Annotated in this window: 20 protein-coding genes; 14 read left to right on the forward strand and 6 right to left on the reverse strand. The window is 72.6% G+C overall.

From position 1 onward, the window contains the following. The first annotated feature begins 23 nt into the window (after nt 1–23). The 4 genes from OP04_RS49000 to OP04_RS01715 all read left to right on the forward strand — a co-directional run bounded on the left by OP04_RS49000 (nt 24) and on the right by OP04_RS01715 (nt 4,653). Nucleotides 24–1,997 carry an alpha/beta fold hydrolase gene (locus OP04_RS49000; protein WP_051796927.1) on the forward strand — a complete coding sequence of 658 codons (1,974 nt, stop codon included), beginning with the start codon at nt 24–26 and terminating at the stop codon, nt 1,995–1,997. Nucleotides 1,998–2,149: 152 nt separating this feature from the next. Next, a complete protein-coding gene (locus OP04_RS01705; protein WP_232323424.1) occupies nt 2,150–3,202 on the forward strand; it encodes an LLM class flavin-dependent oxidoreductase in 1,053 nt (350 codons plus the stop codon). A 37-nt stretch (nt 3,203–3,239) separates the two neighbouring features. Next, complete coding sequence (locus OP04_RS01710; protein ID WP_033337602.1) at nt 3,240–3,581, forward strand: hypothetical protein; 342 nt, start codon at nt 3,240–3,242, stop codon at nt 3,579–3,581. A gap of 52 nt (nt 3,582–3,633) precedes the next feature. Beyond that, a complete protein-coding gene (locus OP04_RS01715) occupies nt 3,634–4,653 on the forward strand; it encodes an LLM class flavin-dependent oxidoreductase (protein WP_033337603.1) in 1,020 nt (339 codons plus the stop codon). 12 nt (nt 4,654–4,665) lie between these two features. Here the strand turns inward: OP04_RS01715 and OP04_RS01720 are convergent, their stop codons facing one another. Then, nucleotides 4,666–5,445, reverse strand: a complete 780-nt coding sequence (locus tag OP04_RS01720) for an SDR family oxidoreductase (protein WP_033337604.1) — start codon at nt 5,443–5,445, stop codon at nt 4,666–4,668. Between the two features lie 198 nt (nt 5,446–5,643). Here OP04_RS01720 and OP04_RS01725 point away from each other — a divergent pair, with 198 nt between their 5' ends. After that, nucleotides 5,644–6,207 carry a hypothetical protein gene (locus tag OP04_RS01725; RefSeq protein WP_157239109.1) on the forward strand — a complete coding sequence of 188 codons (564 nt, stop codon included), beginning with the start codon at nt 5,644–5,646 and terminating at the stop codon, nt 6,205–6,207. 86 nt (nt 6,208–6,293) lie between these two features. Here the strand turns inward: OP04_RS01725 and OP04_RS01730 are convergent, their stop codons facing one another. Further along, complete coding sequence (locus tag OP04_RS01730) at nt 6,294–7,190, reverse strand: sporulation protein (RefSeq protein ID WP_033338010.1); 897 nt, start codon at nt 7,188–7,190, stop codon at nt 6,294–6,296. A gap of 89 nt (nt 7,191–7,279) precedes the next feature. Next, complete coding sequence (locus OP04_RS01735; RefSeq protein ID WP_033337606.1) at nt 7,280–7,912, reverse strand: hypothetical protein; 633 nt, start codon at nt 7,910–7,912, stop codon at nt 7,280–7,282. Nucleotides 7,913–8,123: 211 nt separating this feature from the next. On the opposite strand from OP04_RS01735, the gene OP04_RS49005 reads away from it, so the two are divergent. The 7 genes from OP04_RS49005 (at nt 8,124) to OP04_RS49010 (ending at nt 19,021) form a co-directional block, all read left to right on the forward strand. Beyond that, nucleotides 8,124–10,550, forward strand: coding sequence for a tyrosinase family protein (locus OP04_RS49005; protein WP_198153651.1), 2,427 nt, complete (start codon nt 8,124–8,126; stop codon nt 10,548–10,550). 143 nt (nt 10,551–10,693) lie between these two features. Next, nucleotides 10,694–11,971 (forward strand): VWA domain-containing protein, encoded by a 1,278-nt coding sequence (locus OP04_RS01745; protein WP_033338012.1) that lies wholly within the window; start codon nt 10,694–10,696, stop codon nt 11,969–11,971. Nucleotide 11,972: 1 nt separating this feature from the next. Next, nucleotides 11,973–12,800, forward strand: a complete 828-nt coding sequence (locus OP04_RS01750; protein ID WP_033337607.1) for a hypothetical protein — start codon at nt 11,973–11,975, stop codon at nt 12,798–12,800. Nucleotides 12,801–13,092: 292 nt separating this feature from the next. Then, nucleotides 13,093–14,322: an extracellular solute-binding protein gene (locus OP04_RS01755; protein ID WP_033337608.1), complete on the forward strand. Its 1,230-nt coding sequence runs from the start codon at nt 13,093–13,095 to the stop codon at nt 14,320–14,322. Nucleotides 14,323–14,332: 10 nt separating this feature from the next. Next, a complete protein-coding gene (locus tag OP04_RS01760) occupies nt 14,333–14,698 on the forward strand; it encodes a hypothetical protein (RefSeq protein WP_033337609.1) in 366 nt (121 codons plus the stop codon). A 30-nt stretch (nt 14,699–14,728) separates the two neighbouring features. Then, on the forward strand, nt 14,729–15,604 hold the full coding sequence (locus tag OP04_RS01765) for an ADP-ribosylglycohydrolase family protein (RefSeq protein ID WP_232323425.1): 876 nt from the start codon (nt 14,729–14,731) through the stop codon (nt 15,602–15,604). Between the two features lie 309 nt (nt 15,605–15,913). Next, a complete protein-coding gene (locus OP04_RS49010; protein WP_157239111.1) occupies nt 15,914–19,021 on the forward strand; it encodes an AbfB domain-containing protein in 3,108 nt (1,035 codons plus the stop codon). Here OP04_RS49010 and OP04_RS01775 read toward each other — a convergent pair. Beyond that, nucleotides 18,973–19,491, reverse strand: a complete 519-nt coding sequence (locus tag OP04_RS01775; RefSeq protein WP_232323426.1) for a CGNR zinc finger domain-containing protein — start codon at nt 19,489–19,491, stop codon at nt 18,973–18,975. The genes OP04_RS49010 and OP04_RS01775 overlap by 49 nt on opposite strands. A 60-nt stretch (nt 19,492–19,551) precedes the next feature. Between OP04_RS01775 and OP04_RS01780 the strand changes: the two genes are divergently transcribed. Both OP04_RS01780 and OP04_RS01785 read left to right on the forward strand, forming a co-directional pair. Continuing rightward, nucleotides 19,552–20,637: an epoxide hydrolase family protein gene (locus OP04_RS01780; RefSeq protein WP_232323427.1), complete on the forward strand. Its 1,086-nt coding sequence runs from the start codon at nt 19,552–19,554 to the stop codon at nt 20,635–20,637. Nucleotides 20,638–21,739: 1,102 nt separating this feature from the next. Beyond that, entirely contained in the window at nt 21,740–22,912 is a 1,173-nt protein-coding gene (locus OP04_RS01785) for an acyltransferase family protein (RefSeq protein WP_051796931.1), read from the forward strand. A 4-nt stretch (nt 22,913–22,916) separates the two neighbouring features. On the opposite strand, the gene OP04_RS01790 is transcribed toward OP04_RS01785, so the two are convergent. Beyond that, the gene (locus OP04_RS01790; protein ID WP_033337612.1) at nt 22,917–23,606 is read right to left on the reverse strand and encodes a response regulator; all 690 of its coding nucleotides are present in this window, start codon (nt 23,604–23,606) and stop codon (nt 22,917–22,919) included. Then, on the reverse strand, nt 23,603–25,171 hold the full coding sequence (locus OP04_RS01795) for a sensor histidine kinase (RefSeq protein WP_033337613.1): 1,569 nt from the start codon (nt 25,169–25,171) through the stop codon (nt 23,603–23,605). The genes OP04_RS01790 and OP04_RS01795 overlap by 4 nt, the downstream gene beginning before the upstream one ends. Between the last annotated feature and the right edge of the window lie 6 nt (nt 25,172–25,177).

Here is a 25,177-nt window from a genome sequence, read left to right on the forward strand (position 1 = left end):
CGTGCGGCGGTACGGTGCAGCGCATGTCGATCCGGTCGTGCCTGTCCGTCCTCGTCGCCGGACTGCTGCTGCTCGCGGCCGGCGCCGCCGGACTCGTCTACGCGAACCAGCACCTCCAGAGCGAGTTCACGCACGTCGGCGGCGTCCCGGTGGAGGTGGTCGCCGTCGCCGGCAGCTTCGAGGACAACGTCGGAGCCCGCCCGGCCGTCGTGGTCGTGCACGGATACGCCGGCTCCGGCCGCCTGATGCGCCCGTTCGCGGACACCCTCGTGCGCCGGGGGTACGTCGTGCTGCTCCCGGACCTGGCCGGCCACGGCGCGAACACCCGGCGCCTGGACGTGCCGTCCGTGATCGACCCGGAGATCGCCGACGTAATCCGGTACGCGCGCGGCCTGCCCGGCATCGACCCGGACCGGGTCGCGCTGCTCGGGCACTCGATGGGCGCGGGCGCGGTGGTCCGCGTCGGCGCGGCCGACCCGCGCATCGCCGCCACGGTCGCGATCTCCCTGCCCGGCGACGACGTACCCGGCCCGCACCACCTGCTGCTGCTCGTCGGCGCGCTGGAACCGGGCGGCATCCGTGCCGCCACCGCGCGCGCTGCCGGTTCCGCCACCGGCACGGACGACCGCCGCCTGGTCGTCGTCCCCTGGGTCGAGCACATCTCGGTCCTGTTCGCGCCGCGCACCCACCGCGAGGCCGCGGACTGGCTCGACGCCGCGCTCACCAACACCGACCCGCCGTCCGCCGGCATCGCCCCGCTGCGCCGCGTGCTCGCGGGCTCGGCACTGCTGCTGGGCGCGCTGCTGGTGCTGATCGCGGCCGTGGCCTACGCCCCTCGGCGCGAGGCCGTGCCCGCCCGCGCGGGTAGGCCGCTTCCGGCCGAGGTGCCGCCGTCCGCGGAGGGCGGCCCGTCTGCGGACGGTGGCCCGTCTGCGGACGGTGGACGGCCTCCGGCGGGGCACAGCGCGCCGATGAATGCCGACGACGACTCGCGGGTGGCAGCATCGCATGACCGGGACGGCGACCCTGCGAACGTGCCCGGCGACGGTGATTCGGGCGTCGGGCCGCCCGGCGCGGCGGTGAACGCCACCTCGATCGGTCAGGGCGGCGTCCAGGCGGCCTCCAGGTCCGGCCGTGTCCGAGCCGCCGTCCTGGATCGGGTGCCGATCTGGGTCGTCGCGGCGCTGGCCGGGGCGCCGGGAGTGGTCGTCGGTGCGCTGTTGTCGCTGGTCGTGGCCGCGCCGGTGACCGGATACCTGATCGGCTACTTCGCGGTGACCGGCGCCGTGCTCACCACTGCGGCGCTGATCCTCGTCCTCTACGCCGAGACCGCTCAGGCGGGCGCACCACGGCCGGTCGGCCTGCGGGCCATAGCGGCGGCGGTCCGACCGGCGGCGGTCCGATCGGCGACGGCCGGATCAGCGACGGTCGGGCCGTCGGAGCTGGGATCACCGACCGCCCGGCCGGCGGTGGGATCAGCGACGGCCCGGCCGCCGGCGGTGGGATCAGCAGCGGCTCGGCCGTCGGAGCCGGGATCACCGGTCGCCCGATCCGCGGCGGCGTGGCAATCTCCGCAGCGCGCGCCGCGACGGCGACCGTGGGCCGCCCTGGTCTCGGCCATCGGCGGAGGAGCGGCCGTCGTCGTACCCGTGCAGATGGGGTTGACCTTGATGGTGCCGCACGGGGATCGGTGGTGGCTGATCGTGGCGCTGACGCTCGCGACCGCCGCGCTCCTGCACGGTGCGCGGTCGCTGGCCGGGCCGGGGTGGGACGCCGCCGTGCTGGTCGTGGTGATGCTGCCGCTGCCGGTGGCCGCCGTGGTCGGACTGGCGCCGGGTTTCCTGATGCTGATCGCGCCCTTGGTCGCGATCCTTTTCGTGCTCTATGTCGGGCTTGCCGCGCTCGGCAGGAACACCCGCTGGTGGCATCCGGTCGCGGCCGGCGCCGTCATGATCGCCTGGCCGATCGCGGTCGCGCTGCCGGTCAGCGTGACCTGATGCGGGCCGGCAACGACGACCTGACGATGGCCGGGAACGATGACCCTGTCGAGAGCCGGCAACGACGACCTGACGAGGGCCGGAAACCGTGGCCTGTTGAGGGCCCGCAACGATGGCCTGATGCGGGCCGGGAACGGTGACCTGATGCGCGGGTGGGAACAACCGTGACGTCCCCGGCCGTTGACGCGCGCGTGAAGAAGATCGGATTCCTGTCCTTCGGGCACTGGCGTGACGTGCCCGGCTCGCAGACCCGCAGCGGCGCGGACGCGCTGCTGCAGACGATCGAGCTGGCCGAGGCCGCGGAGGAGATCGGGGTGAACGGCGCGTTCGTGCGCGTCCACCACTTCGAGCGTCAGCTGGCCTCGCCGTTCCCGCTGCTGGCCGCGATCGGCGCCCGCACCCGCCGGATCGAGATCGGCACCGGCGTGATCGACATGCGGTACGAGAATCCTCTGTATATGGCTGAGGAAGCGGCGGCTGCGGACCTGATCAGCGGCGGGCGGCTGCAGCTCGGCATCAGCCGGGGATCCCCGGAGACCGCGCTGCGCGGCGCGGAGTCGTTCGGCTACGTGGCCGAGGACGCGGCGGAGATGGCGCGCACCAAGGCGGAGACGTTCCTGGCCGCGATCGACGGCGGGCCGGTCGCGCGCACCGACCCGGCCCGGACCGGCGGCCTCAGCGGGCGGCTCGCGGTCACGCCGCAGTCGCCGGGCCTGCGCGACCGCATCTGGTGGGGTGCGGGCACGCGTGCGACCGGGCAGTGGGCCGCGAAGCTCGGCGTGCATCTGCAGAGTTCGACGCTGCTGTCCGAGGACACCGGCGTGCCGTTCGACCAGTTGCAGGCGGAGCAGATCAGGCTCTACCGGGAGGCGTGGCGCGAGGCCGGGCACGACCGGGAGGCGCGGGTGTCCGTGTCCCGCAGCGTGCTGCCGATCACCGAGGACATCGACCGGCTGTACTTCGGCACGCAGGCGCAGGGCGACCAGGTCGGGCTGCTGGAGGGCGTGCGGTCGCGGTTCGGGCGCACGTTCGCCGGCGAGCCGGACCGGATCGCGGAGGAGCTGGCCGCGGACGAGGCGGTGCGCGAGGCCGACTACGTGCTGTTCACGGTGCCGAACCAGCTGGGCGTGGAGTACAATGCGCGCATCCTGGCCACGATCGCGGCGCACATCGCGCCCGCGATCGGATGGAAGCCGGCCGCCTGACGGCGATAGCATCGATGCCTCTTGATGACATGGGGGCATGATGTTCCGACTGGCACTCGCACTGGTGATGGTGTCCGGCGCCGCGTCCGCGCCGGACACGGCGCCGCCGCTCACCCCGGCGGCTCCGGAGGTGGTCGCGGTCGAGCCCGGCTTCGCGACCATCCGGTGGGCGCCGACGACGGACGACGTGGGCGTGATCGAGTATCAGCTGCATCTGGTCACGTCCGGCGGCTACGTCCGCGTGTTCAGGACGACCGGGACCAGCGTGACCATCGCGGAGATCACCGGGCCGGCCGGCGCCTGGGTGGCCGCGTTCGACGCGTCGTGGAACCGGACGGACGGGCCGTATCTGCCGCTGCACGGAGTGCCCATTCCCTAGTTCACCGCCGTGACAAGTGCGTTTCCACGCTTGTCGCGGCACAATGATAGTTGTGCCTACAACTGACAAGCCGCTCCGGAAACTGGGATTTCTCACCATCGGTCTGTTCGACGAGGCCGACCCCGCCGCCGGCCACGAGTCCACGCTGCAGATTATCGAGCTGGGGGAGCGCCTCGGCTTCGACAGCGCCTGGCTGCGCCACCGCCACTTCCAGTTCGGGATCTCCTCGCCGGTCGCGGTGATGGCCGCGGCCTCGCAGCGCACCAGCCGGATCGAGATGGGTACGGCGGTGACGCCGCTGGGCTGGGAGAACCCGGTCCGCCTCGCGGAGGACTGGGCCACGGTCGACGTGCTCTCCGGCGGCCGCCTCAACCCGGGCATCAGCGTCGGCCCGCCGATGCGCTGGGACACGGTCAAGGACGCGCTCTACCCGGACACCGCGGAGACCGAGGATCTCAGCTACGGCCGGGTCGAGCGACTGCTCGCGGCCGTGCGCGGCGACGAACTCACGGACGGCACCTCGATCGAGGGCTTCGAGGCGTACTCGAACCGCGTACAGCCGCACTCGCCCGGTCTCGCGAGCCGTCTCTGGTACGGCGGCGCCGGCCTGAAGTCCGCGACCTGGGCCGGCGAGCACCGGATGAACTTCCTGACCAGCAGCGTGGTCCGGGCCGAGGAGTCGGAGGACTTCGCGGAGATCCAGCTGTCGCACGTGCGCGCGTTCCGGGCCGCGCACCCGGACGGCGACGCGGCCCGCGTCTCGCAGGGCCTGGTGGTCATCCCGACCGACTCGGCCACGCCGGAGCAGGTCGCGACGTACCGGGCGTTCGCGGAGAAGCGCCTGCCCCGGACGGCCCAGCCGCTCGGCCCGCAGCGGATGCTGTTCGCGCCGGACATCGTGGGCACGTCCGAGGAGATCGCGGAGCGGCTCTACGCGCAGGCGGCGTTCCGGGAGATCGACGAGGTCGCGTTCGCGTTGCCGTTCACGTTCGCCCACGACGACTACGTGCAGATCCTCACGGACATGGCGACCAGGCTCGGCCCGGCGCTCGGCTGGAAGCCCGCCCGCTGACACCGATGGCGCCTAGCTGAAGTCGGCCGCGTGGTCGCGGGCCCATTGCGCGTAGCCGCGGGCCGGTGAGCCGGTCACCTCCTCCACGGTGCGGGTGACCGGCTCCGGCGTGTGCACCAGCGACTCCCAGTAGTCCAGCGCGGTGTCCGCGAAGCCGGGCGACGACCAGGCGAGCACGGCCTGGCGTGCCTCGGCCCGCGGCTGCTCCTCGACGCGCAGGTCCCGGCCGATCGCGGCGCCGATCATCGCGACCTGCGCGGCCTGGCTGATCGCCTCCGGGCCGGTGATCACGTGGGTACGCCCGAGGTGCGCGTGGCCGGTGAGCGCGTGCACGGCCACGTCCGCGATGTCGCGTTCGTGGATCAGCGAGCGCCGCGCGCCCGGCGACGGGAGTCGTACCGTGGCGGCGTCCTTGATCTGATCTGCCCACCCGAGCGTGTTGGTGGCGAAGCCGCTCGGCCGCAGGAACGTCCACCGGTCGGTGACCTCGCGGATCGCGGCCTCCACCTCGCCCCAGAACCCGGACTCCGCGCTCATCGCGGACACGTAGACCACGCGCCGCCCGGCGAACTGCGACGCGACCTGCGCGGCCAGTTCCCCGGTCATGAACGGCCAGATCAGGAACACGGAATCCACGCCGTCGAGCGCGGCCGCCAGCGCCGGCGGATCCGAGACGTCCCCACCGGACCGGCGGCTCATCGGACGCGCCTCCAGACCTTGCTCCCGCAGGCCGTCGACCACGTGCCGCCCGATGTTCCCCGTACCGCCGATGACCAGCGTGCTCTCACCCATGTGGACATCCCACCCCCTCAACGGCGCTTGAGGTCAAGGGACGGTACTCCGGAAGAGGGAGATGATCTCCGGACTGGAGGGATCCCGGCCGAACGGTGGGGGCGCGTCTCGTACCCCCGGGTGGTTTTGATCTTTGAAACGGCGCGGCGTCTCCCAGCCCTGCCCGAATTAACAGCAAATTTCTGCATAATGGCGGCCATGAAGCGTAAATACGTGGCGTGGGCGGCGTTGGCGCTGGCCCTCGGCGGGCTGGTGGTTGGTGCGGCGCCGGGCGCCGCGATGGCGAAGGGGTCGCAGGTCTCGCTGGGCGGGGCGAGCGCGCCGGAGCCGAGCGGCGCCTCGCTGCGCGACCTCACCAGCGGTGGCAAGAAGATCTGCGTGAACATCCAGGTCGACGGGACCGGATGGCAGGGTTGGCGGTGCGGCGGGAAGGGCAACCGGCTGACGGCGGGCCCGGCCGGCACCACCAAGAAGGCGAAGGCGGTGGCGATCACGGCGAACGGCGTCGGGACGCTCTGCATGAAGATCACGATCCAGTCGGCGCCGGTGCAGACCTGCGTCAGTGACAAGACCGTGCTGGTCGCGGGCTCGAAGAGCGGAAACGTCCGCCTGGACACGCTTCAGGTCAAGACGTCCGGCAGCGGCGTGTGCGGCAACAGCCGCGCGAACACCGCCTCCTGGTCCGCGGTGAGGTGCGCGAGCGCGGGGGCCTGGCTCCCGGTCGGCAAGTCCGGCGCGAACGCGCTCGGCCTGCAGCTCTAGAAGATCAAACCCATCAGGGGGTACGACGTGCGCCCTGAACCCATGATCGGGGCGTCCTCACCACGTGGGGACGCCCCGATCGCGGCCTACTCCTCGTCCTCTTCCTCGTCCTCGAAGATCTCCTCGAACACCTCTTCGGCGACGAGACCGGCGGCGAAACCACCGGCCGCACCCAGCGCGACGCCACCCCAGCCGGGGCCGTCCTCGTGGTGCTCCTCGTGGTGCCCGCCGTAGCCGTGTGACGGCATGCGGGACGTGGCCTCGCGCATCCAGCCGTCCACGACCGCGGCGAAGTCCACCCGGTCCGCGTCGCCGTGCGGGATCGTGTAGCGGGCGAACGCGTCGGCGTGGCCGTCGAACTCCAGCACCACCTCGACCGCGTGCGGCGTCGCCACGAAGCTCAGCTCCACGCCGCGGAACGCGTGCGCGTACTGCGGGGCGGCCCGGTACTCGATCTCCTGGTAGAAGGGCAGCTGCTGCGGCACGCCGCTCAGACGGCCACGCTCCAGATCGGCCGTGGTGAAGCCGAAACCGAGCCGGCCGAACGCGTCCAGGATGCGCTCCTGCACCGGCAGCGGGTGCACGTGCACCGCATCCAGATCACCCTTGTCGACCGCGCCCGCGACCGCCACCTCGGTGCGCAGGCCCATGGTCATGCCGTGCAGGCGCTGACCGTACAGGTCGGTCACCGGCGTCTCCCACGGCACCGCCAGCTGGAACGGCAGCGACGCGCGCTCGCCCTCGCGCAGCGACAGGTGACCGGCCACGCCCACGCGGAAGAACTCGGTGTACGCGTCGTACTCCCCGTCGCCGCCCTCGACCTCGACGCGCGTCACCAGCGCCACCGAGACGTGCTCGATCTGCGCGTCGTGGCTGCCGCCGGCCAGCTCGACGCGGCCGCTCAGCAGCAGGCCGGGCCGGGTCGCGTCGTTGTCCAGCACCGTGTCGACGGTCGGGCCGCCGACTCCGAACGCCCCGAGCATTCTCTTGAACACCGTTCGCCTTCCGTCCGAAATGGATCGTCGGGCAAAAGCCAATCACCGGCGGCTGAACGGAGCCTGTGAGGGGTGCGTCAGTGGAACACGATCGCGTGACCGCCGGCGATGCTGGCCCGGCAGGACTCCCAGAGCGCGAACCACACGGTCGTCTCGGTGGCGAAGTCCGCGTCGTCGTCCACGTGCCCGATCCGGTGCGCCTCGGCCTCGGCGAGGTCGCCGTCCGGCGTGAGCGTGATGCCGAGCGCGGGCGCGCAGCGGCGCAGCTCCGCACGCAGGCCCTGGCTGGAGCCGACCATGCCGCCACCGGCCACGTCAGGGTGGTCATTGAGGAACAGCGGGTCCGGGAAGTCGACCGGCACGTAGTAACCGGCCGAGTCGGAGTGGCACAGCAGGTGCGAGGCGAACATCATCGTCTCGTCGTCGACCAGCTCACGGTCGGCCTGCAGCTGCTCCGGCGTGTTCGCCGGCGGGACCGGACGGCCGGTGTCCACCAGCGCCATCACCCGCCGCAGGTAGGCAAGCGCCGAGTACGGCAGGCTGCCGGCCACGTGCGAGTCGCGCGGGACCGGCGCGCTGTCCGGTTCCGCCCAGGTGATGCCCTCGGACGCGAGCGCGACGCGCAGCGCCTCGAGCCCGCCGGCGGCTCCGGCCCGCTCGTCCGCGTCCGTCAGACCGGCCAGGATGCCCACAGTGATCGCAAGACCCACGCCGGGCACGCTACCGGATCTCGCTCGTCCGGACGTGACCGGGAGTGATCGTGAATGACCCGGGTGTCCGAAGCGCGACAACCGGCCGCAGAGGACAGTCACGCGGGACGAAGCTGGGATCGGGCTTTCAAGGGGGACGGGCGACATGCAACGGGTGCTGACGGGGTTTCACGCGGGTGGGGGCTGGCGGGCGGACCGGCACCCCCGGTTCGTGACCGATCTGACCGGTGACGGGCGCGCGGACCTCGCCGGATTCGGCGACGCGGGCCTGCACACCGCGCTCGCCACCGGCGGCGGTGGCTTCGCGGCGCCGATCCTGGCGCTGGGCGAGTTCGGCTACACCGCGGGCTGGCGCGTCGACCGGCACCCGCGCCTGTTCGCGGACCTGACCGGCGACGGCCGGCCCGACCTGATCGGCTTCGGCGAGGACGGCGTGCGGACCGCGCTGAACGCCGGCGACGGCAGGTTCGCGCCGTCGCGCCTGGTCGTGCCGGACCTGGGCTACACGGCCGGCGGCTGGCGGGTGGAGCGCAACCCCCGGTTCGCGGCGGACCTGACCGGCGACGGCCGTGCGGACCTGATCGGCTTCGGCGACGACGGCGTGCTCACCGCGCTCGGCAACGGCGACGGCACGTTCGCCACGCCACGATCGGTGCTGGCCGACCTGTCCGTGGACGCGGGCGGCTGGCTGGTCGAGCGGCACCCGCGGTTCGTGGTGGATCTGACCGGCGACGGACGGGCTTCCCTGGTCGGGTTCGGTGACGACGGTGTGGTGGTCGCGCAGGGCAACGGTGACGGCACCTTCTCCCCGCCGAAGCTGGTGCTGCCCGCGTTCGGCTTCGCCGCGGGCGGCTGGCGCACCACCCGTCATATCCGGATTTTGGCTGATATCACCGGTGACGGGCGGCCGGACATCGTCGGGTTCGGCGAGGACGGCGTGTGGGTCGCGCTCAACGACGGCGGGGGCGGGTTCGGCCCGGCCCGGCGCGTGATCGACAACTTCGCGATCGGCGCCGGCGGATGGCAGCTCGACCGGCATCCGCGCCTGCTCGCGGACGTCACCGGCGACGGCCGCGCGGACATCGTCGGCTTCGGCAACACGGGCGTCCTGATCTCCAGAAGCAACGGCGACGGTACGTTCGGCGCGCCCGCGCTCACGCTCACCGGCCTCGGGTACCGGGCCGGGGACTGGCGCACGGACCGGCATCCCCGCTTCGCGGCGGACCTGACCGGCGACGGCCGTGCGGACCTGATCGGCTTCGGCGAGGACGGCGTGTGGACCGCGCCGAACGCGGGCGACGGCACGTTCCGCACGGTCCGGATCCGCCGCGACGCCTGGGACCTGGACACCTGGGACCCGACGCTGCTGCACTACGCGCGCGCGGTCCGGGCCATGCAGTCCCGCCCGATCTCGGACCCGACCAGCTGGGCCTACCAGGCCGCGGTGCACGGCCGGACCGGCGCCACCCCGTCCGGTGCGGACTGGAACCTGTGCCAGCACGGCAGCTGGCACTTCCTGCCCTGGCACCGCGGCTACCTGTGGCACTTCGAGCGCATCGTGCGCGCCGAGGTGATCCGGCAGGGCGGGCCGGCCGACTGGGCGCTGCCGTACTGGGACTACGGCACCCAGGCGCGGGCCGCGCTGCCACCGGCGTTCCGCGAGCGCACGCTGCCGGACGGCACGCCGAACCCACTGTTCACGGCGCAGCGCGCGGCCGGGATCAACGCGGGCGGACGGCTGCCCGCGTCCGCCACCAGCAGCGCGAACGCGTTGCGGGCCACCGCGTTCGCGCCCGGGTTCGGCGGCGGGCGGACCAGCCCGCAGCACTTCTTCAACGCCTACGGCGAGCTGGAGTTCACGCCGCACAACGACATCCACTCGCTGATCGGCGGCCTGATGGGCGACCCGAACCAGGCCGCGCTCGACCCGATCTTCTGGCTGCACCACGCGAACATCGACCGCCTCTGGACCGTGTGGCTGCGCCAGGGCGGCGGGCGGGCCAACCCGGCGGACGCGGCCTGGCGCGACCAGTCCTGGACGTTCCGCGACCCGTCCGGCAACCGCGTCACCATCACCACCGGCGCGATGCTCGACACCGACCGGGACCTGGAGTACGTCTACCAGGACGGCGTCGCCGCGGCCCCGCTGCCCTCGGTGCGCCTGGCCTCGGTGCAGGTCGACGAGCCCGAGTTCGTCGGCGCCTCGTTCCGGCCGGTGAGCCTGTCCGGGCGGGCCGCGGCCGTGGAGGTGCCGATCGACGCGCGCAGCGCGACCGAGGCGGCCCGCGTGCAGCTCAACCTGGAGGACATCGAGGCGGACGCGAATCCGGAGGCGGTGTACGAGGTGTTCGCCCGCCCGCTCGGCGCGCCCGGCGCGGTCCCGCGCTACCTCGGCAACGTCTCGTTCTTCGGCATCACGCACACCGGCCCGGCCGCGCACCACGGGTTCCGGCGCACGTTCGACATCACCGACTGGGTGGGCGAGCTGCGCGGGCGCGGGGAGTGGTCGGACCAGGGCGTGACCGTGTCGTTCCGGCCGATCGGGCTGGCGACGCCGGAGGAGACCGCGACGGCGGCGGACGACGCGCGCGCCGTGCCGGTCCGGGTCGGCCGGGTGAGCATCTTTTACGGAGCGTGACCACATAGGAGCCGATCCACGACCGCCGATCCGGTCGTGGACACGGCCGTGAACAGGGAGGATTCCGGCGTACCCCCTCGACGGTGTTGAATGTCTGCTGGGTGCGTCGATGTGATCGAAGCGTGATCACTATCATCGCGCCGGTGATCCACAGAAGAGTGTCCATAGTGGCCGTTCTGGGCCTCCTTGGCGCCGTCGCGGTCGCACCATCCGCCGCGCTCGCCGACGAGACCGAGAACGCCCCGCCCGCCGAACCGGCCAAGGTCGAGCTGGTCCTCGACGTCAGCGGCTCGATGAAAGCCGCCGACATCGACGGCAAGACCCGCATCTCCGTCGCGAAGGACGCGTTCAACACCGTCGTCGACGCGGTCCCGGAGACCACCCAGCTCGGCATCCGCGTGCTCGGCGCCACCTACGGCGGCGACGACAAGGCGGTCGGCTGCAAGGACTCTCAGCAGCTCATCCCGGTCGGCACGGTCAACAAGGTCGCGGCCAAGAACGCGATCGCGTCGCTCCAGCCCACCGGCTTCACCCCGGTCGGCCTTGCGCTGCGCGGCGCGGCGCAGGATCTCGGCACCGGCGGCTCCAGCCGGCACGTCATCCTGATCACCGACGGCGAGGACACCTGCGCGCCGCCCGACCCGTGCGAGGTCGCGCGCGAACTCGCCGCGCAGGGCACCAACCTGGTCGTGGACACGCTCGGCCTCGCGCCGGACGAGAAGGTCCGCCAGCAGCTGGTCTGCATCGCCACCGCCACCGGCGGCACCTACACGGCCGCGCAGACGCCGAACGAGCTGACCGACCGCATCACCCAGCTGGTCGAGCGCGCCGTCGACGTGCCGGCCGCCGCACCGCCGGTCGCGGTCACCGGCACGGACGTCTGCGAGGGCGCACCGACGCTCACCGCCGGCATCTACACCGACCGGGAGAAGTTCGAGGAGCACCGCTTCTACCGTGTCGTGGTGGCCGAGGACCAGGAGCTGCGCGCCTCCGTGAGCGTGGCGCTGGACCGGCCGCTGCAGCGCGACTACGGCGTGCTGCTGCGCGCGATCTCCACGGACGGGCGCGAGCTGGTCCGCGGCACGGACGCGGGCAGCGGGCGCACGGACGTGCTCTCCACCGGCCTGCGGTACTCGGGGGCCTACGCCGAGGCCGAGGAGAAGACCGACGCGGAACGCGTCGTCTGCCTCGCGGTCAGCAACTCGTTCGCGGCCGGCGCCGGCGCGGCCACCGCCGCGAACGCGCCCGGCATGCCGATCGAGCTGAGCATCGACGTCGTCGACGCCTCGCCCGCCCCGGACGCGCCCGGCCTCGGCCGCGGCTTCCTGCTCCTGCTCGTGCTCGCCGTGTCCGGCCTCGTCGCCGGCCTGCTCGCCGGCTGGCTGACCCGCTGGTGGGTCGCCACCTGGAGGGAGAACTGATATGCGGGTCCTGACTGTTCTGGGCGGTGCCGCGGTCGTGCTGGGGCTCGCCGCTCCCGCGTACGCCGCACCCACGCCCACCACGGACACCGAGGTCACGCCGTCCCCGGGCGCGCAGACCGTCACCAAGGCGGGCACGAACTTCAACAACGCGGCCGTGATCGACGCCGGGCAGCCGGTCGAGGTCGACGCGGCCACCGGTGAGTACCTCTACTGGTCGTTCGCGGCCACCGCCGGTCAGGTGCACGACATCGCGGCCACGGTCACGTTGCCGCCGGCCGCGAGCCGTACCGGCGACCAGGCCTGGACCGTCGAGGTCTTCGACGGCCTGCGCCGCCGCCAGGCGTGTGTGGACGGTGTGCAGAGCCCGGTCGCGAAGACCGCGGACGCCTCGGTGGAGCTGCGGTGCACGCTGCGCCGCGTGCGCTCCTGGGCCGAGCCGTGGTCCGGCGACCCGCTGCCCGGCACGTACTACGTGCGCCTCTCCATCACGGAGATGCCGGAGGAGGACCTCGGCCAGCCCGCGAAGGTGTCGCTGCTGGTCGGCGCCACGAACGAGGGCACGTCCGCGGACGACGGTGAGCTGGCCGCGCCGCTGAACCCGGTCACCAAGGCAGGTGCGGTCAACGCGCAGCCGTCCGCCGGGCCGTCCGGCGCGGCCTCCTCGTCCTCGTCCGCGGAGGACGAGGAGTGGAACTGGGACTGGCTGCCGTCGCTGCCGAAGTTCTCCGCCCGCTGGTTCTGGACCGCAGGTGGCGGCGTCCTGGCCGCGATCGCGGGCGTGGTCGGCTTCGCGCTGACCCGCCGCCCGCGCGTCGTCGTCCGCTAGCTTTCCCGAATCCCCCGCACCGGCGCGATCGCGGCCAGCCCCCACGCTCGCGCCGGAACCTGCCCCGCAGGGGGAGAACGGCCGGGTCCCGGTACTTCCTCACCGGGACCCGGCCGTTCATACGTTCACGGGCGTCCGCCCCGGCTGACATTCGCATTCATATTGCGACACGGAATCGCATGTCCAATCGTACGACCCTGTCCGGGTGGGCTCGTCGTCTCCTGCGTTTACGCATGTATCGGGCGTGTTAGCGTCGCATTTCGCCGTTAGATCGGCGGAGGGGGTCGCATTCATGAACCGATACTCCAGACGGTCGTTCCTGACCGGTGTCGCCGTTACCGGAATCGGCTCCGCGTGGGCCGGGAATCTGCTCGGAAGCCGCGGGCGGCCCGTGCCGCTCACGGTCGCCTGCGGCGAGGACCCGTCCGGTGCCCGCGACCTGCTGGTGACGATGTGGAACGCGCGCAGCACCGGCGTCGAGGCCACGATCACCGAGGTCAAGGGCAGTGCGAAGGACCAGCTGAAGGGCCTGCGGGAGCACGCGCGGCTCGGCACCGCCGACCTGGTCGCGCTGGACGTCGCCCACCTCGCCGAGTTCCGCCGGAACGAACTCATCACGCCGGTGGCGGCGCACGGCCCGGCCGGTTTCATCGATTCGGTGAGCGCGATCAACCGGCTGTACGAGGAGCGCGACGACTTCTGGGCGCTGCCGTTGAATACGGACTGCGGTGTGCTGTTCCATCGCATTCCGGCCGGGGCCGCCGGAAACGACCAGGAACTGCTCGGGCTCGACCGGCTGCTCGCGGAACGGAAACCGACGTGGATCGCACAACTGCCGACCCAGGCCGATGCGTCCGACGAGGCGTTCATGTGCAATGTCCTGGAGCACGCCATGGCCGTCGTGCCGGACGTCCTGGGACCTGACGGGACGCCCACGACGAGCACGGACACCTGGGCGACCGCGCTCGGCCCGCTCCGGGAGGCGATCACCGCGGGCGTGGTCCGGGGCGTGGCCGCCATGAGCGACGAGACGATCAGCACGAGCGCGTTCAACGAGGGCACGCTGTCGTCCCGCATGCGGAACTGGCCGAACCAGTTCCGGCGGACCGAGCAGCAACGGCACGCCCGGAACGGTGCCTATCAGGTGCGGGTGACCGGCCTGCCTACCGGCGTGCTCGGCGGGCAGAGCCTGGCCGTGGTCGCGCGCGGCCCGCACCGGGACGCGGCCGCCGAGCTGGCGAACTTCCTGTCCGGCGAGCCGGCGCAGCGGGTTCTCGCGTCGTTCGGCTTCGCGCCCGCCCGCACCGCGGTCTACGACGACGAGGAGTTGCGGCGGGCGTTCCCGTACCTGGCGTCCCTGCGCGGGCTCGTCGAGCGGGCCAAGCCGCGACCGGTCAAGCCGTCGTACAGCGAGGACAGCCCGGACCTGCTGACCGGGTTCCGCACCTTCCTGTTCCGCGGGGAGACGGAGCCGGCGACGTTCGGGCCCGGCTTCGCGGACGCGCTCCAGCGACTGCAATAGCGAGGACACCATGATCGACGACTTCTTCGCCAACCTGCCCGCCCTGACCCCACTGGTGGTGATGGCGGTGATCTTCGCGGTGACGTTCGGCGTGGACGCGGTGCTGCGCGTGCGCCGGCTGCGATTCCTGCGCGGGCGGAGCCTCGCCGTCATCTTCGGCACGCTCGGCCTGCTGGTCTTCATCGCGTTCCTGTTCGCGGTCGGCCTCGAGGACGCGGACCCGATCGCCAGCGTCACCTCGATGTTCCTCACCCTGGCCAGCCTGATCGTCACGGTCTGGACCGCCTGGCCCACCGAGGCGACCCCGCCACCACCGCCTCCGCCACTGGTCGCACCGCGGTCCGAGGAGCCCGCGGAGGAGTTTCAGAACGGGTGACGGTCTGGCAGGATCGGTGTCCATATGGGGATGATCGATATCTGCCGGGACAGTCTTGACGGGCTCTCCGTCGGCGACGCGCTGGGCGCGCAGTTCTTCGTACCGGGAACGACCCCGGGCATTCTTCCGGACGGCGAGTGGCCGTGGACGGACGACACCGAGATGGCCTGCTCCGTCGTGACGGCGCTGCGGGAGTCGCAACCGCTGGATCAGGATCGGCTGGCCGCGCTGTTCGGGGCGCATTTCGAACCCTATCGAGGGTACGGCGGGGGCGCGGTCGTGCTGCTCCGGGCGCTGCGCGAGGGCGGTGACTGGCGGGCGCTGGCGCCGGCCTCGTTCGGCGGGCAGGGGTCGATGGGCAACGGCGCGGCGATGCGGGTGGCGCCGCTGGGCGCGTTCCACGCAGGGGAGTCGCGGACCGCGGCGCGGGAGGCGCTGCGCTCCGCCGAGATCACGCACGCGCATCCCGAGGCGATCCTGGGCGCGGTGGCCGTGGCGGTCGCGGCCGCGGAGGTGGGCTGGGCGCGGACCCTGCGTGACCGGCCGGAGCCCGCGGACCTGCTCGACGCGGTGCACGGATTTCTCGTCGACAGCCAGGTGCGGACCGGCGTCGAGCGTGCGCGACGGCTACTCGGTGTGAGCGTGGCGGAGGCGGCGTACGAGCTCGGGAACGGCGCGCAGGTGCTCGCGCAGGACACGGTGCCGTTCGCGCTGTGGACCGCGGTGACGTATCTGCATGATTTCTCCGCCGCGATCTATGCCTGTGCGGAAGCGGGCGGCGACGTGGACACGACCGGTGCGATCGTCGGCGGCATTGTGGCGTCCTATACGGGGCGTGACGGAATTCCGGGGGAGTGGTTGGCGCGGCGGGAGTCGTTGCCGCCGTATGCGCTTTCCGCTTCCTAATGCGTACCCTCTGTGGTCTTTGATCTTAGATCCGGCCCTGAGCTGCGGAAACGCCCGACGATGCCGTCATAGGCCGAAATGTCGGGCACGCGGGCCCGACCTGGAAGATCACACACGCCGGGCCCCGATGATCGTCTCCGGGCCGCTGGGGCAGAATCGACCGTCCCCAGTGGCCGGGCAATGGTGTGAAATCGATGACCGCCCCGCGCTTCAACGGCTTCCCCGGTCTTTTCCGAAGAAGATTCGTTCGGTACGGTCTGGGGCGCTGTGCGAAATTAAGCAATTCTTAAAAGAGCGGTGGGAAGCCAAGTGACCGAGGGTATCGACCTCGTTGTTGCGGCCCGGGTGGGCGACCGTCGAGCGCTTGTGGAGCTGAACGCGCTCCAGCTGCCCCTGGTCTACAACGTCGCGGGCCGTGCGCTGCGCGTTCACGCGGACATCGAGAACGCGGTCCGCCGCACGTTCGCCCGGTCCGCCCGTGAGCTGGCCCAGCTCCGCGACCCGGAACGCTTCCGTGGCTGGCTGCTCGCGCTCACCGTCCGTGAGGTCGCGGGCATTCAGGCCGCCGGGACCGGCGTCTCGGCCGCGCTCGACGGCGGCGCGCCGGACCCGACCACCGACTTCGTCGGCCTCGGCGTGGTCCAGCACGGGCTCACCGGCCGACGCCGCGAGCTCGACGAGGCCACCCGCTGGATCGACGGCGAGTACTCCGTGGTCCTGGCGCTCTGGTGGCTGGAGGCCGCCGGCCTGCTCACCCGCGCCGAGGTCGCGGAGGCGCTGCGTACGCCCGCCGACGACCTCACCGGCCGCATCACCGTGCTCCGCGAGCAGTGGGAACAGGCCCGCGCCCTGGTCGGCGCGCTCCGCGCCCAGCCGCCGTGCCCCGAGCTCGCCGCGATCACCGACGGCTGGGACCGGCTCCCCGCGCCCGCCTGGCGCCGCGGCCTCGGCCTGCACGTCGGCGACTGCCCCACCTGCGCCACCGCCGCCGGAAACCTGCCCGAGCTGGTCCGGCTGCTCGCCGACCACCCGCTGGTCCCGGTCCCGGGCGCGCTGGTCACCGCGCTCACCGCGGACGGCATCATCCCGGCCGACGCCGGAAAGACCAACCCCTTGCTCGGGGGTACGCCGGCGGCGACGCCGGTCCGCTCGTCCTCGGCCGCCGCGAGCGGTCCGGCGGCGGGGCGGCCCGGCGCGTACGCGGCCGGCTGGGGCGGCGCCCCCGGCACGCCCGCGGCCGCGGCGACCGCGGCCGGTGGCGTGGCAGTGCCTCCTGCGGCCCGGCCGACCACTCGAACGGGTGATGCTGGGACGGTTTCCGCCGGGCCGACGGTAGAGATCTCCGCCATGGCCGCCGCCGCGGCAGCTGCGGCGGCGAGCGCCGACGGCGGGAAGCCGGACGCGGGCTCCACGCGGTCGCGGCGCGGCGAGGCGGCCCGTCACACGGCGTCGCAGGACGTGTCCGCGCGCGACGCGACCGGTGCGGTGGCACACCGGCCGACCGCGTCGGTGCAGGGTGCCGGGGCGGGGAGCGCCGCGGGCCCGGGACCGGCCGCGCGTCACACGGCGTCGCCGGGGACGTCCGCGTCCCGGGCGGTGGCGGACGCCGGGGCGGCCCCACAGACCTCGGCCGGATCCGCGCGTCGTGCCGGAGCGGCGGATCAGCCTGCCGCCGGAGCCGCCGCGCAGTTGCCGGCCGGATCCGCGCGTCGTGCAGGGTCATCGGCGCCGCAGTCCGGCGCGGGTTCGGACGGTCAGCCGTGGCGGACCGGGCAGCCCGGGACCGCACGGCACGCGACGCCGCCGGGCTCCCCGGCCCCTGCGGCCGCGGACACGAGCACGGGCACGCCGGGCCGGCCGGCTGCCGGTGCGGCGGGGCAGGCGCCCTTCGGTGCGACTGCGCGACCGGCTTCCGGTGCCGCCGGTGCCGCCGCCGGGCAGGCTTCCCCCGGTGCGGCCGGGACCGCGCGTCCTGCCGCCGCCGGTCAGGCCGCCGCCGGTGGCGCGGTCGTGCGGGGCGCGGGAGCGGCACGCCCGGACCGTACCGGCGAGGTCTCCAGGGGTTCTTCGGCCAACGGGCCGACGACCGCGCAGGCCGCGATCGGCGGGACCGCGACGCCCGCGGCGTCCGGCCCGGCCTGGAAGGGCGCGCCCACGCGCGTCCCGGACTCGGCGCCGGAACCGGCCGAGGACGACGCGCCGTCGTGGAAGGGCGCGCCCCGGAAGATCCCGGTCACGGACTCGCCGACCGCCATGCTGCCCGCCGTCGCCGGTGGCGCGTCGGCCGCCGCGGTCAAGGGCTCGCACCCGCGCGAGGTGCCGCCGCAGGCCGCGCGTGGCGCCGCCGCGGCCGCCGCCGGGAACACGGTGGAGCTCGCGAAGACGAAGGGCGGCGTCGTGGTGCCGCGCCAGCGGTCCGCGGTCCCGCCCAAGACCGAGGACGGGTCCACCGCGGTCATCCCGCGCGTGCCGCCCGCCGTCACGGCCGGTGCCGCCGCGCGGACGCCGGTGGACAACGAGAGCAAGGACACCGGCGTGCTGGCCGGCGTGATCCTGCCGGGCGACCAGTTCGTGCCGTCGCAGACCGCGTCCCGGCACATCCCGCCGCCGGCCGACCACGACGACGACGCCGGGATCCTGCCGGTGCCGGTCGAGGCGGAGGAGCGGGAGCGCGGCGGGCGGTCCAGGGCGGTGCTGGCGCTGGCCGGCGTCGCGGCGGCCGTGGTGGCGCTCAGCGCGGGCGCGCTCGTGGTCAACAACGCGATCAACGGCGGTGACGACGACACCACGGGTACGGCCGCGCCGATCGGTGCGCAGAACCAGTACGCGGTGCCGCCGGTCGTGGAGTCCAGCGCGGCCTCGGCGTCGCCGTCCGCCTCGCCGAGCCCGTCGCCGTCCGCGTCGAAGTCGCCCTCGCCGAGCCCGTCGCCGTCCGCGTCGAAGTCGGCCTCGCCGAGCCCGTCCGCCACTGCGTCCCCGCCCGGCGGTGGTGTGCCGGCCGTGGTCCGGCAGTCGCTGCGGCTGGCCTCGGACTCGAGCCGGTACGTGCGGGCCGGCGGCGGCGGCGTGACCGTGGAACGGATCTCCGCGAGCAGCGCCGCCGGCACGCGTCTGGAGGCGTCGTTCGAGGTGGTGGCCGGTCTGGCGAACGCCGGGTGCGTCTCGTTCCGCACGTCCGAGGGCCGGTACCTGCGGCACTCCGACTACCGGATCCAGGCGGCCTCGGACGACGGCTCCGCGCTGTTCAAGGCGGATGCCACGTTCTGCATGCAGCAGGCCGGCGGCGCCACCATGCTGCGGTCGCACAACTACCCGGACCGTTTCCTGCGGGTACGCGACGGCGGCCTCTACATCGCCACCGCGGACCGTCAGTCGGCCACGTCGATGATGTGGGTGCTGACCGCCGGACTCGGCTGACCGTCGGTGTGACGCCGGCGGTACGCGCGGGTCTTCGCGCGATTGCCGCAGACGTTCATGGCGCACCAGCGCCCCCCGCCGCTCTTTGACGTGTCGTAGAACGCCCACCGGCAGTCCTGGGCCGCGCAGAGCTTGACGCGCGCCCAGGACCCGGTGGCGACCGCGTGCGCGACGATCTCCACGATCCGGTCCTGGGCCGTGAGCCCCAGGCCACGTCCCGGCGTGAAGCGCAGCCGCAGCGGGAAGCTCTCGGTCGTACCCTCGCCGCTCAAGACTTTTCTGAGAGCCGTGCGCAGCGTGATCGCCTCCTCCAGGCCGGTGCCCCGCGGCAGGCCGTGGTCGGCGAGCCAGTCGTCCAGCGCCTGCTGCCCGCCCAGGCTCTCCCCTCCCGCGTGCGTTTCGCCGTGCCGGCGGAACGTGCGTTCATCAACCGTGTTCAGGAACTCCTCGACCAGCCGCAGATCGTCCACGACACCAGGATAGTTCATCACTGGTGTTGCAAACGCCGACACCGGTGTTATCTTTCGGTGGTGTTGGAACCGTTCACGCTGCACGTCAGCGACCCAGACCTGGCCGCGCTCCGCCGTCGACTCCGCGAGACGCGCGCCCCCGCCGCCTTCCCCGCTCCCGGATGGTCCGCCGGCACCGAGGCGGAGACCGTCGCGCGCCTGGTGAGCTACTGGGCCGACGGCTTCGACTGGCGGGCCCGCGAGGCCGTGATCAACGAGTTGCCGCAGTTCACGGTCGAGGTGCACGACACCCGGCTGCACTTCGTCCACCTGCGCGGCGAGGGCGGCGCCCGCGCCGTGCCGATCGTGCTCACCCACGGCTGGCCGAGCACGTTCCTGGAGCTCGTGCGGCTGGGCGACCGTCTCGCCCACCCGAGCCGCTACGGCGGCGACGCCGCCACGTCGTTCGACGTGGTGATCCCGTCACTGCCCGGCTTCGGCTTCTCGGCCCCGTCCGCCGTGCCCACGCACGAGCTGTGGCACACGCTGATGCGCGACCTGCTGGGCTATCGGCGTTTCGGGGCACACGGCGGAGACCTGGGCGCCGGCGTCAGCAGCCGCCTGGCCGCGTTCCGTCCGGAGTCGATGATCGGCCTTCACCTGACCGCCGCCATGACACCGCCCGTCGACCCCGCCACCGACGAGGAGCGGGCGCACGTCGCGCAGGTGGCCCGGTGGCACGCGGCCGAGGGCGCCTACGAGCACCAGCAGCAGACGCGCCCGCTGACGCTGGCCCACGGCCTGAGCGACTCGCCGGCCGGCCTGCTGGCCTGGATCGCCGAGAAATATCGCGTGTGGAGCGACTCGGCGCACGCGTTCTCCGACGACGACGTGCTGACGCAGGCCTCGATCTACTGGTTCACCAACACCGTCGCGACATCGTTCGTCCCCTACTTCGCCTACCGCCCGTTCTGGCAGCGCGTCGAGGTGCCGACCGCCTTCGCCTCCTTCCCGGCCGACCTGTCGCACCCGCCGCGGAGCTGGGTGGAGCGCACCTACGACCTGCGTCGCTACACGCCGATGCCCCGCGGCGGCCACTTCGCCGGCCACGAGGAACCGGACCTGCTGGCCGCGGACATCACCGCGTTCTTCGAGGATCTTCGCTGAGAGCGGTGGGTCACGTTCAGCCCCCTGGCCGAAGAATGCCGAAATTTCAGGCGCGCAGCGCCCGTACTGCAGTCACGGCCCTGCGGCCGCTACGCGAACGTGCAGGCAGCCCGTTCGCGCAGCCCCGGTCGCGACGACGGCCTGCCCACCTGTACCGCACCCCGAGATAGTCATTCCACCATCCGGGACTCAAGATCCTTGCGTCTCTGGTGGCCCTTTTACGGCCCGTGAAAGGGCCACCAGAGACGCAAGGATCTCGACCCGCCCTGACACCCGCCTTCGGGCGGGTGTTTTGTCTTTTATGCGCAAGCACAGATAGAGGTGACCGCCTGGCTGCCCTGTATGCCGTCGACCCGCCCGCAGGGGTGCAGATCATCGGCAGGGCCGCCACCAACGCTTCCGGCGGCAAACAACGTCACGCAAGCCTGAACCCGATCACGAGGAACCCGGCAGCGGCCCGCCCGACGTCACTCTCAAAACCGGACCGCCCACGGACCCGCCGCCGAGCAGCGGAAGGCGACCGCCCAAACGCGAGAACCACGCGACCGCCGCGCGACAGACCAAAGCTGGCGGCCCTGCCGATGATCTGCTCGGCTTGTCCTGGGTCGATGGCATGCGGGGCAGGCGGGCCGCGCGAAACCCCACCACCCGGGATCTGCGGGCATCGCCGTTGACGTTGCCTTTCCGCTGCCCCGGCGCCGGAGGCTCCCGCCGGAGGCAAAAACGCAACCAGAACACCCAACGCAACCAATAACACGAAATTTCGGGCGCGCCAGCGCCCGACCTCTCAGTGACTCTAGGTAACCGATCCCTCGTGTCGTCCAGAAGATGAAGGTCCGCCGTAAGAGGCCAGCGCAGGTTCGCCGCGCAGCGCCCACCCGCCCGCTCGCCCACCTCCACGTGTGACCACCCCCCAAACAGGGAAAGCAAGAGGCACCCCTCACCGCCACGCCCCATAAACACCCATGGATGCCGTCACCCCATCATTCCGATTTCCCCACCCCCAACAACCCGTGCCAAGATGGGGTGAAAATCGAGGAAATCGACCCGTCACAGACACACTTATCCCGGCTTTATGCCGGAGCGGGGACCATGTCTCGTTATGCACCGTATTCCCGCCCTGGACGCCCTGCGGCTCATCGCCGCGCTGGCAGTGGCGCTCTACCACTACACGTCGTTCTGGTCCGTGGACGGGGTGCACAACCCCGCGCACTACCTGCCGTACGCGAGCAGGGTGACCATCTACGGCTTCCTGGGCGTGGAGATGTTCTTCATGATCAGCGGCTTCGTGATCGGGATGAGCAGCTGGGGCAAGAAGCTCGGTGACTACGCGGTGTCACGACTGGCGCGGCTCTACCCCGCCTACTGGGCCTGCATCGCGATCACGCTGGCCGTCACCACGCTGATCCCGGTCAAGGGCGGCTGGATCCCGGTGTACGACACGTTCACCTGGACGGACATCGGCATCAACCTGACGATGCTGCAGCACCCGCTGGGGCACCCGTCCGTCGACAACGTGTACTGGACACTCTGGACCGAGCTGCGGTTCTACCTGCTGTGGGCGCTGGTGGTCGGGCGCGGCGTGACGTACCGGCGGGCGGTGCTCTTCTGTGTCGTCTGGATGACGGCGTCGGCGCTGGCCGTGCAGTTCGGTAACCCCATCGTCAGCACGGTGGTCGTGCCGGAGTACGCGGGGTACTTCTGCGCCGGCATCCTGCTCTATCTGATCCGCCGGTTCGGGCCGTCGACGCTGCTGTGGGGCATGCTCGGGTTCACCTGGCTGCTGAATCTGCACAGTCTGAACGGCCGCGTGAAGCTGAACCCGGGGTGGGAGGTGCCGCTGTGGCCGGCCGTGCTCATCATGACCGTGGTCTATCTGATGCTGATCGGGATCGCGATGGGGAAGGCGGACCGGTTCGACTGGCGGTGGCTGACCGTGGCGGGCGCGCTTACCTACCCGTACTACCTGCTGCACCAGCGGATCGGCTACATCCTGATCCGGCACGGGCTGGTCGACGCCGGGATTCCGCTGGAGGTGCTGGTGCCGGCCACGATGCTGGCGATGCTGGTGCCGGCCTGGCTGGTGTACCGGTTCGTGGAGAAGCCGTTCGGGCCGCGGCTGCGCCGGGCGTTGCAGAAGAGCGTGGCGGAGATCCGCAAGGACCGGCCGGAGGAGAGCGCGGAGACGCCGGTGCCGGCACAGCAGCGCCCGACGGTGGTGCCGACGCAGCACACGCGTCGCCCGGAGCCGGCGGGCGTGTCCCGGGGCGCCTGACCGCTCACGCCGGCCGGTACTCGACCTCCGGCCGGCCCGGCCCGCCGTAGCGCGGGGAGCGCACCACCCTTCCCGTACCCGCGAGATGTTCCAGGTATCTGCGCGCGGTCACGCGCGACACCCCGGTGGCCGAGGCGATCTCCGCCGCGGACAGCCCGCGGGTCGGCGGCGCCGCGCGCAACGCGCCCAGCACCAGGTCGAGCGTGGCCGTGTCCAGGCCCTTCGGCAGCGAGTCCGCCGGCACGTTGCCCCGCAGCGTCGCGAAGACGCGGTCGATCTCGTGCTGCGCCGCGACCTGCCCGTCCCCGTGCATCTGGCGGTGATACTCCGCGTACCGCTCCAGCTTGTCCCGGAACCCGGCGAACGTAAACGGTTTCAGCAGGTAGTGGGCGACGCCGAGCGCGGCGGCGGACCGGACCATGGCGAGGTCGCGCGCGGACGTCACGGCCAGCACGTCCGTGGGGATGCCGGCGGCGCGCAGCCCGCGGACGATCTCCAGCCCGTGCATGTCGGGCAGGTGCAGGTCGAGCAGGACCAGGTCGACGCCGCCGGCGCGCAGCGCGGCCATCGCGGCCCGTCCCGAGTGCGCCACGCCGGCCACCTCGAAACCCTCGACCCGCAGCGTGTACGCCACGTGCGCCTCCGCGATCAGCGGCTCGTCGTCGACGACCAGCACCCGGATCGCGGCGGTCATGGCCGGGCTCCGACGGGAAGCCGGACCGTGATGACCGCGCCACCGTCCGAGGCCAGGGCCGTCGCCGACCCGTTGTGCCGCTCCGCGACCTGGCGGACCAGCGCGAGCCCGAGCCCGCGGCCCTCCCGTTTGGTGGTCCAGCCACGCCGGAACGCGGACGCGGCCTCGTCCGGCGTCATGCCCGGACCGGTGTCCGTGACCCGGACCAGCACCTCCGCGTCCTCCTCGGTGATCAGCACGGTCACGCGGCGCGGCGCGGGATGCCCGGCGACCGCCTCCAGTGCGTTGTCGACCAGGTTCCCGACCACGGTGAGCAGGTCGCGGGCGGGCAGCCGGGACGCGTCCAGCCGCGACACAGGGTCGACGACCAGCTCGACGCCGCGCTCCGCCGCCTGTGCGGACTTGCCGAGCAGCAGCGCGGCCAGCGCCGGTTCCGCGACCGCGCCGACGACCTGGTCGGTGAGCTGCTGGGCCAGCTCCAGCTCCGCGGTGGCCAGCCGGACCGCCTCGTCCGCGCGGCCCAGCTCGACCATGGTCAGCACCGTGTGCAGGCGGTTCGCGGCCTCGTGTGCCTGCGCGCGCAACGCCTCGGTCAGTCCGCGCACGGAGTCCAGCTCGCCGGTCAGCGCGCGCAGCTCCGTGTGGTCTCTCAAGGTCAGGACCGTGCCGAGGGTACGGCCGTCGAAGCGCGTCGCCCGCTGATTGGCCACCAGCACCCGGTCGCCGGCCAGCACCGGCACGTCCGCGGGCGGCTCCGCCGCGGTGAGCAGCTCCGCGACCTCGTCCGGCAGGTGCAGCGCGCCGACCGGCGTGTCGTCCGGCAGCCCGAGCAGGCGGCGGGCCTCGTCGTTGATCAGCGCGATCCGGCCGTCCCGGTCGACCACGAGCAGGCCCTCGCGCACGGAGTGCAGGACGGCGTCGTAGTACTCGTACATCCTTCGCATCTCCGCGGGCCCGAGCCCGTGCGTCTGGCGGCGCAGCCGGTTGGAGAGCAGCCAGGCACCGGCCGCCGCGAGCGCGAGCGCGGCCAGCGTGGCGAGCAGCACCGCGGGCAGCTGGTTGCGCAGCCGGCGGTTGATCTCGTCGGTGGTGATGCCGACCGAGACCAGGCCGGTGATCGCGCCGGACTCGTCACGGATCGGCACGACCGTGCGCACGGACCGGCCGAGGCTGCCGGTGGTCGTCTCCACCACGGTGCCGCCGGCCAGCGCCTTGTCGATCGAGCCGACGAACGGCCGGCGGATCAGTGACTCGGTGGGGTGCGTGTAGCGGGTGCGGTCCGGCGCCATGACCACGATGAAGTCGGTGCCGGTCGCCTTGCGCACGCTCTCCGCGTACGGCTGAAGGGTCTGTGTGGGGTCGGCACTTCGCAGCGCGGTGACGACCAGCGGCGAGAGCGCGATCGTCTCGGCGACGGCCGTGACCTCCTCGACGGCGGCGTGCTGCGCGTCCTGCGCCGCGAGCGCCACCGTGCCCACGGTCCCGGCCGTGACCAGCAGGGTCACGACGAGCACCTGCAGCACGAACAGCTCGCGCGCGATGCTCCATCGTCGGATGATCGGCATGTTTCG

Origin of the sequence: Catenuloplanes japonicus (assembly GCF_000717135.1) — a bacterium.
In the GTDB taxonomy this organism is placed as follows: Bacteria; Actinomycetota; Actinomycetes; order Mycobacteriales; family Micromonosporaceae; genus Catenuloplanes; species Catenuloplanes japonicus.

What these genes read in the sequence shown, in the direction of transcription:
- OP04_RS01795 (WP_033337613.1), bottom strand. Translation starts at nt 25,171, where the DNA reads ATGCCGATCATCCGACGATGGAGCATCGCGCGCGAGCTGTTCGTGCTG.
- OP04_RS01790 (WP_033337612.1), bottom strand. Translation starts at nt 23,606, where the DNA reads ATGACCGCCGCGATCCGGGTGCTGGTCGTCGACGACGAGCCGCTGATC.
- OP04_RS49000 (WP_051796927.1), top strand. Translation starts at nt 24, where the DNA reads ATGTCGATCCGGTCGTGCCTGTCCGTCCTCGTCGCCGGACTGCTGCTG.
- OP04_RS01720 (WP_033337604.1), bottom strand. Translation starts at nt 5,445, where the DNA reads ATGGGTGAGAGCACGCTGGTCATCGGCGGTACGGGGAACATCGGGCGG.
- OP04_RS01760 (WP_033337609.1), top strand. Translation starts at nt 14,333, where the DNA reads ATGATCGACGACTTCTTCGCCAACCTGCCCGCCCTGACCCCACTGGTG.
- OP04_RS01750 (WP_033337607.1), top strand. Translation starts at nt 11,973, where the DNA reads ATGCGGGTCCTGACTGTTCTGGGCGGTGCCGCGGTCGTGCTGGGGCTC.
- OP04_RS01730 (WP_033338010.1), bottom strand. Translation starts at nt 7,190, where the DNA reads ATGCTCGGGGCGTTCGGAGTCGGCGGCCCGACCGTCGACACGGTGCTG.
- OP04_RS01755 (WP_033337608.1), top strand. Translation starts at nt 13,093, where the DNA reads ATGAACCGATACTCCAGACGGTCGTTCCTGACCGGTGTCGCCGTTACC.
- OP04_RS01710 (WP_033337602.1), top strand. Translation starts at nt 3,240, where the DNA reads ATGATGTTCCGACTGGCACTCGCACTGGTGATGGTGTCCGGCGCCGCG.
- OP04_RS01725 (WP_157239109.1), top strand. Translation starts at nt 5,644, where the DNA reads ATGAAGCGTAAATACGTGGCGTGGGCGGCGTTGGCGCTGGCCCTCGGC.
- OP04_RS01765 (WP_232323425.1), top strand. Translation starts at nt 14,729, where the DNA reads ATGATCGATATCTGCCGGGACAGTCTTGACGGGCTCTCCGTCGGCGAC.
- OP04_RS01785 (WP_051796931.1), top strand. Translation starts at nt 21,740, where the DNA reads ATGCACCGTATTCCCGCCCTGGACGCCCTGCGGCTCATCGCCGCGCTG.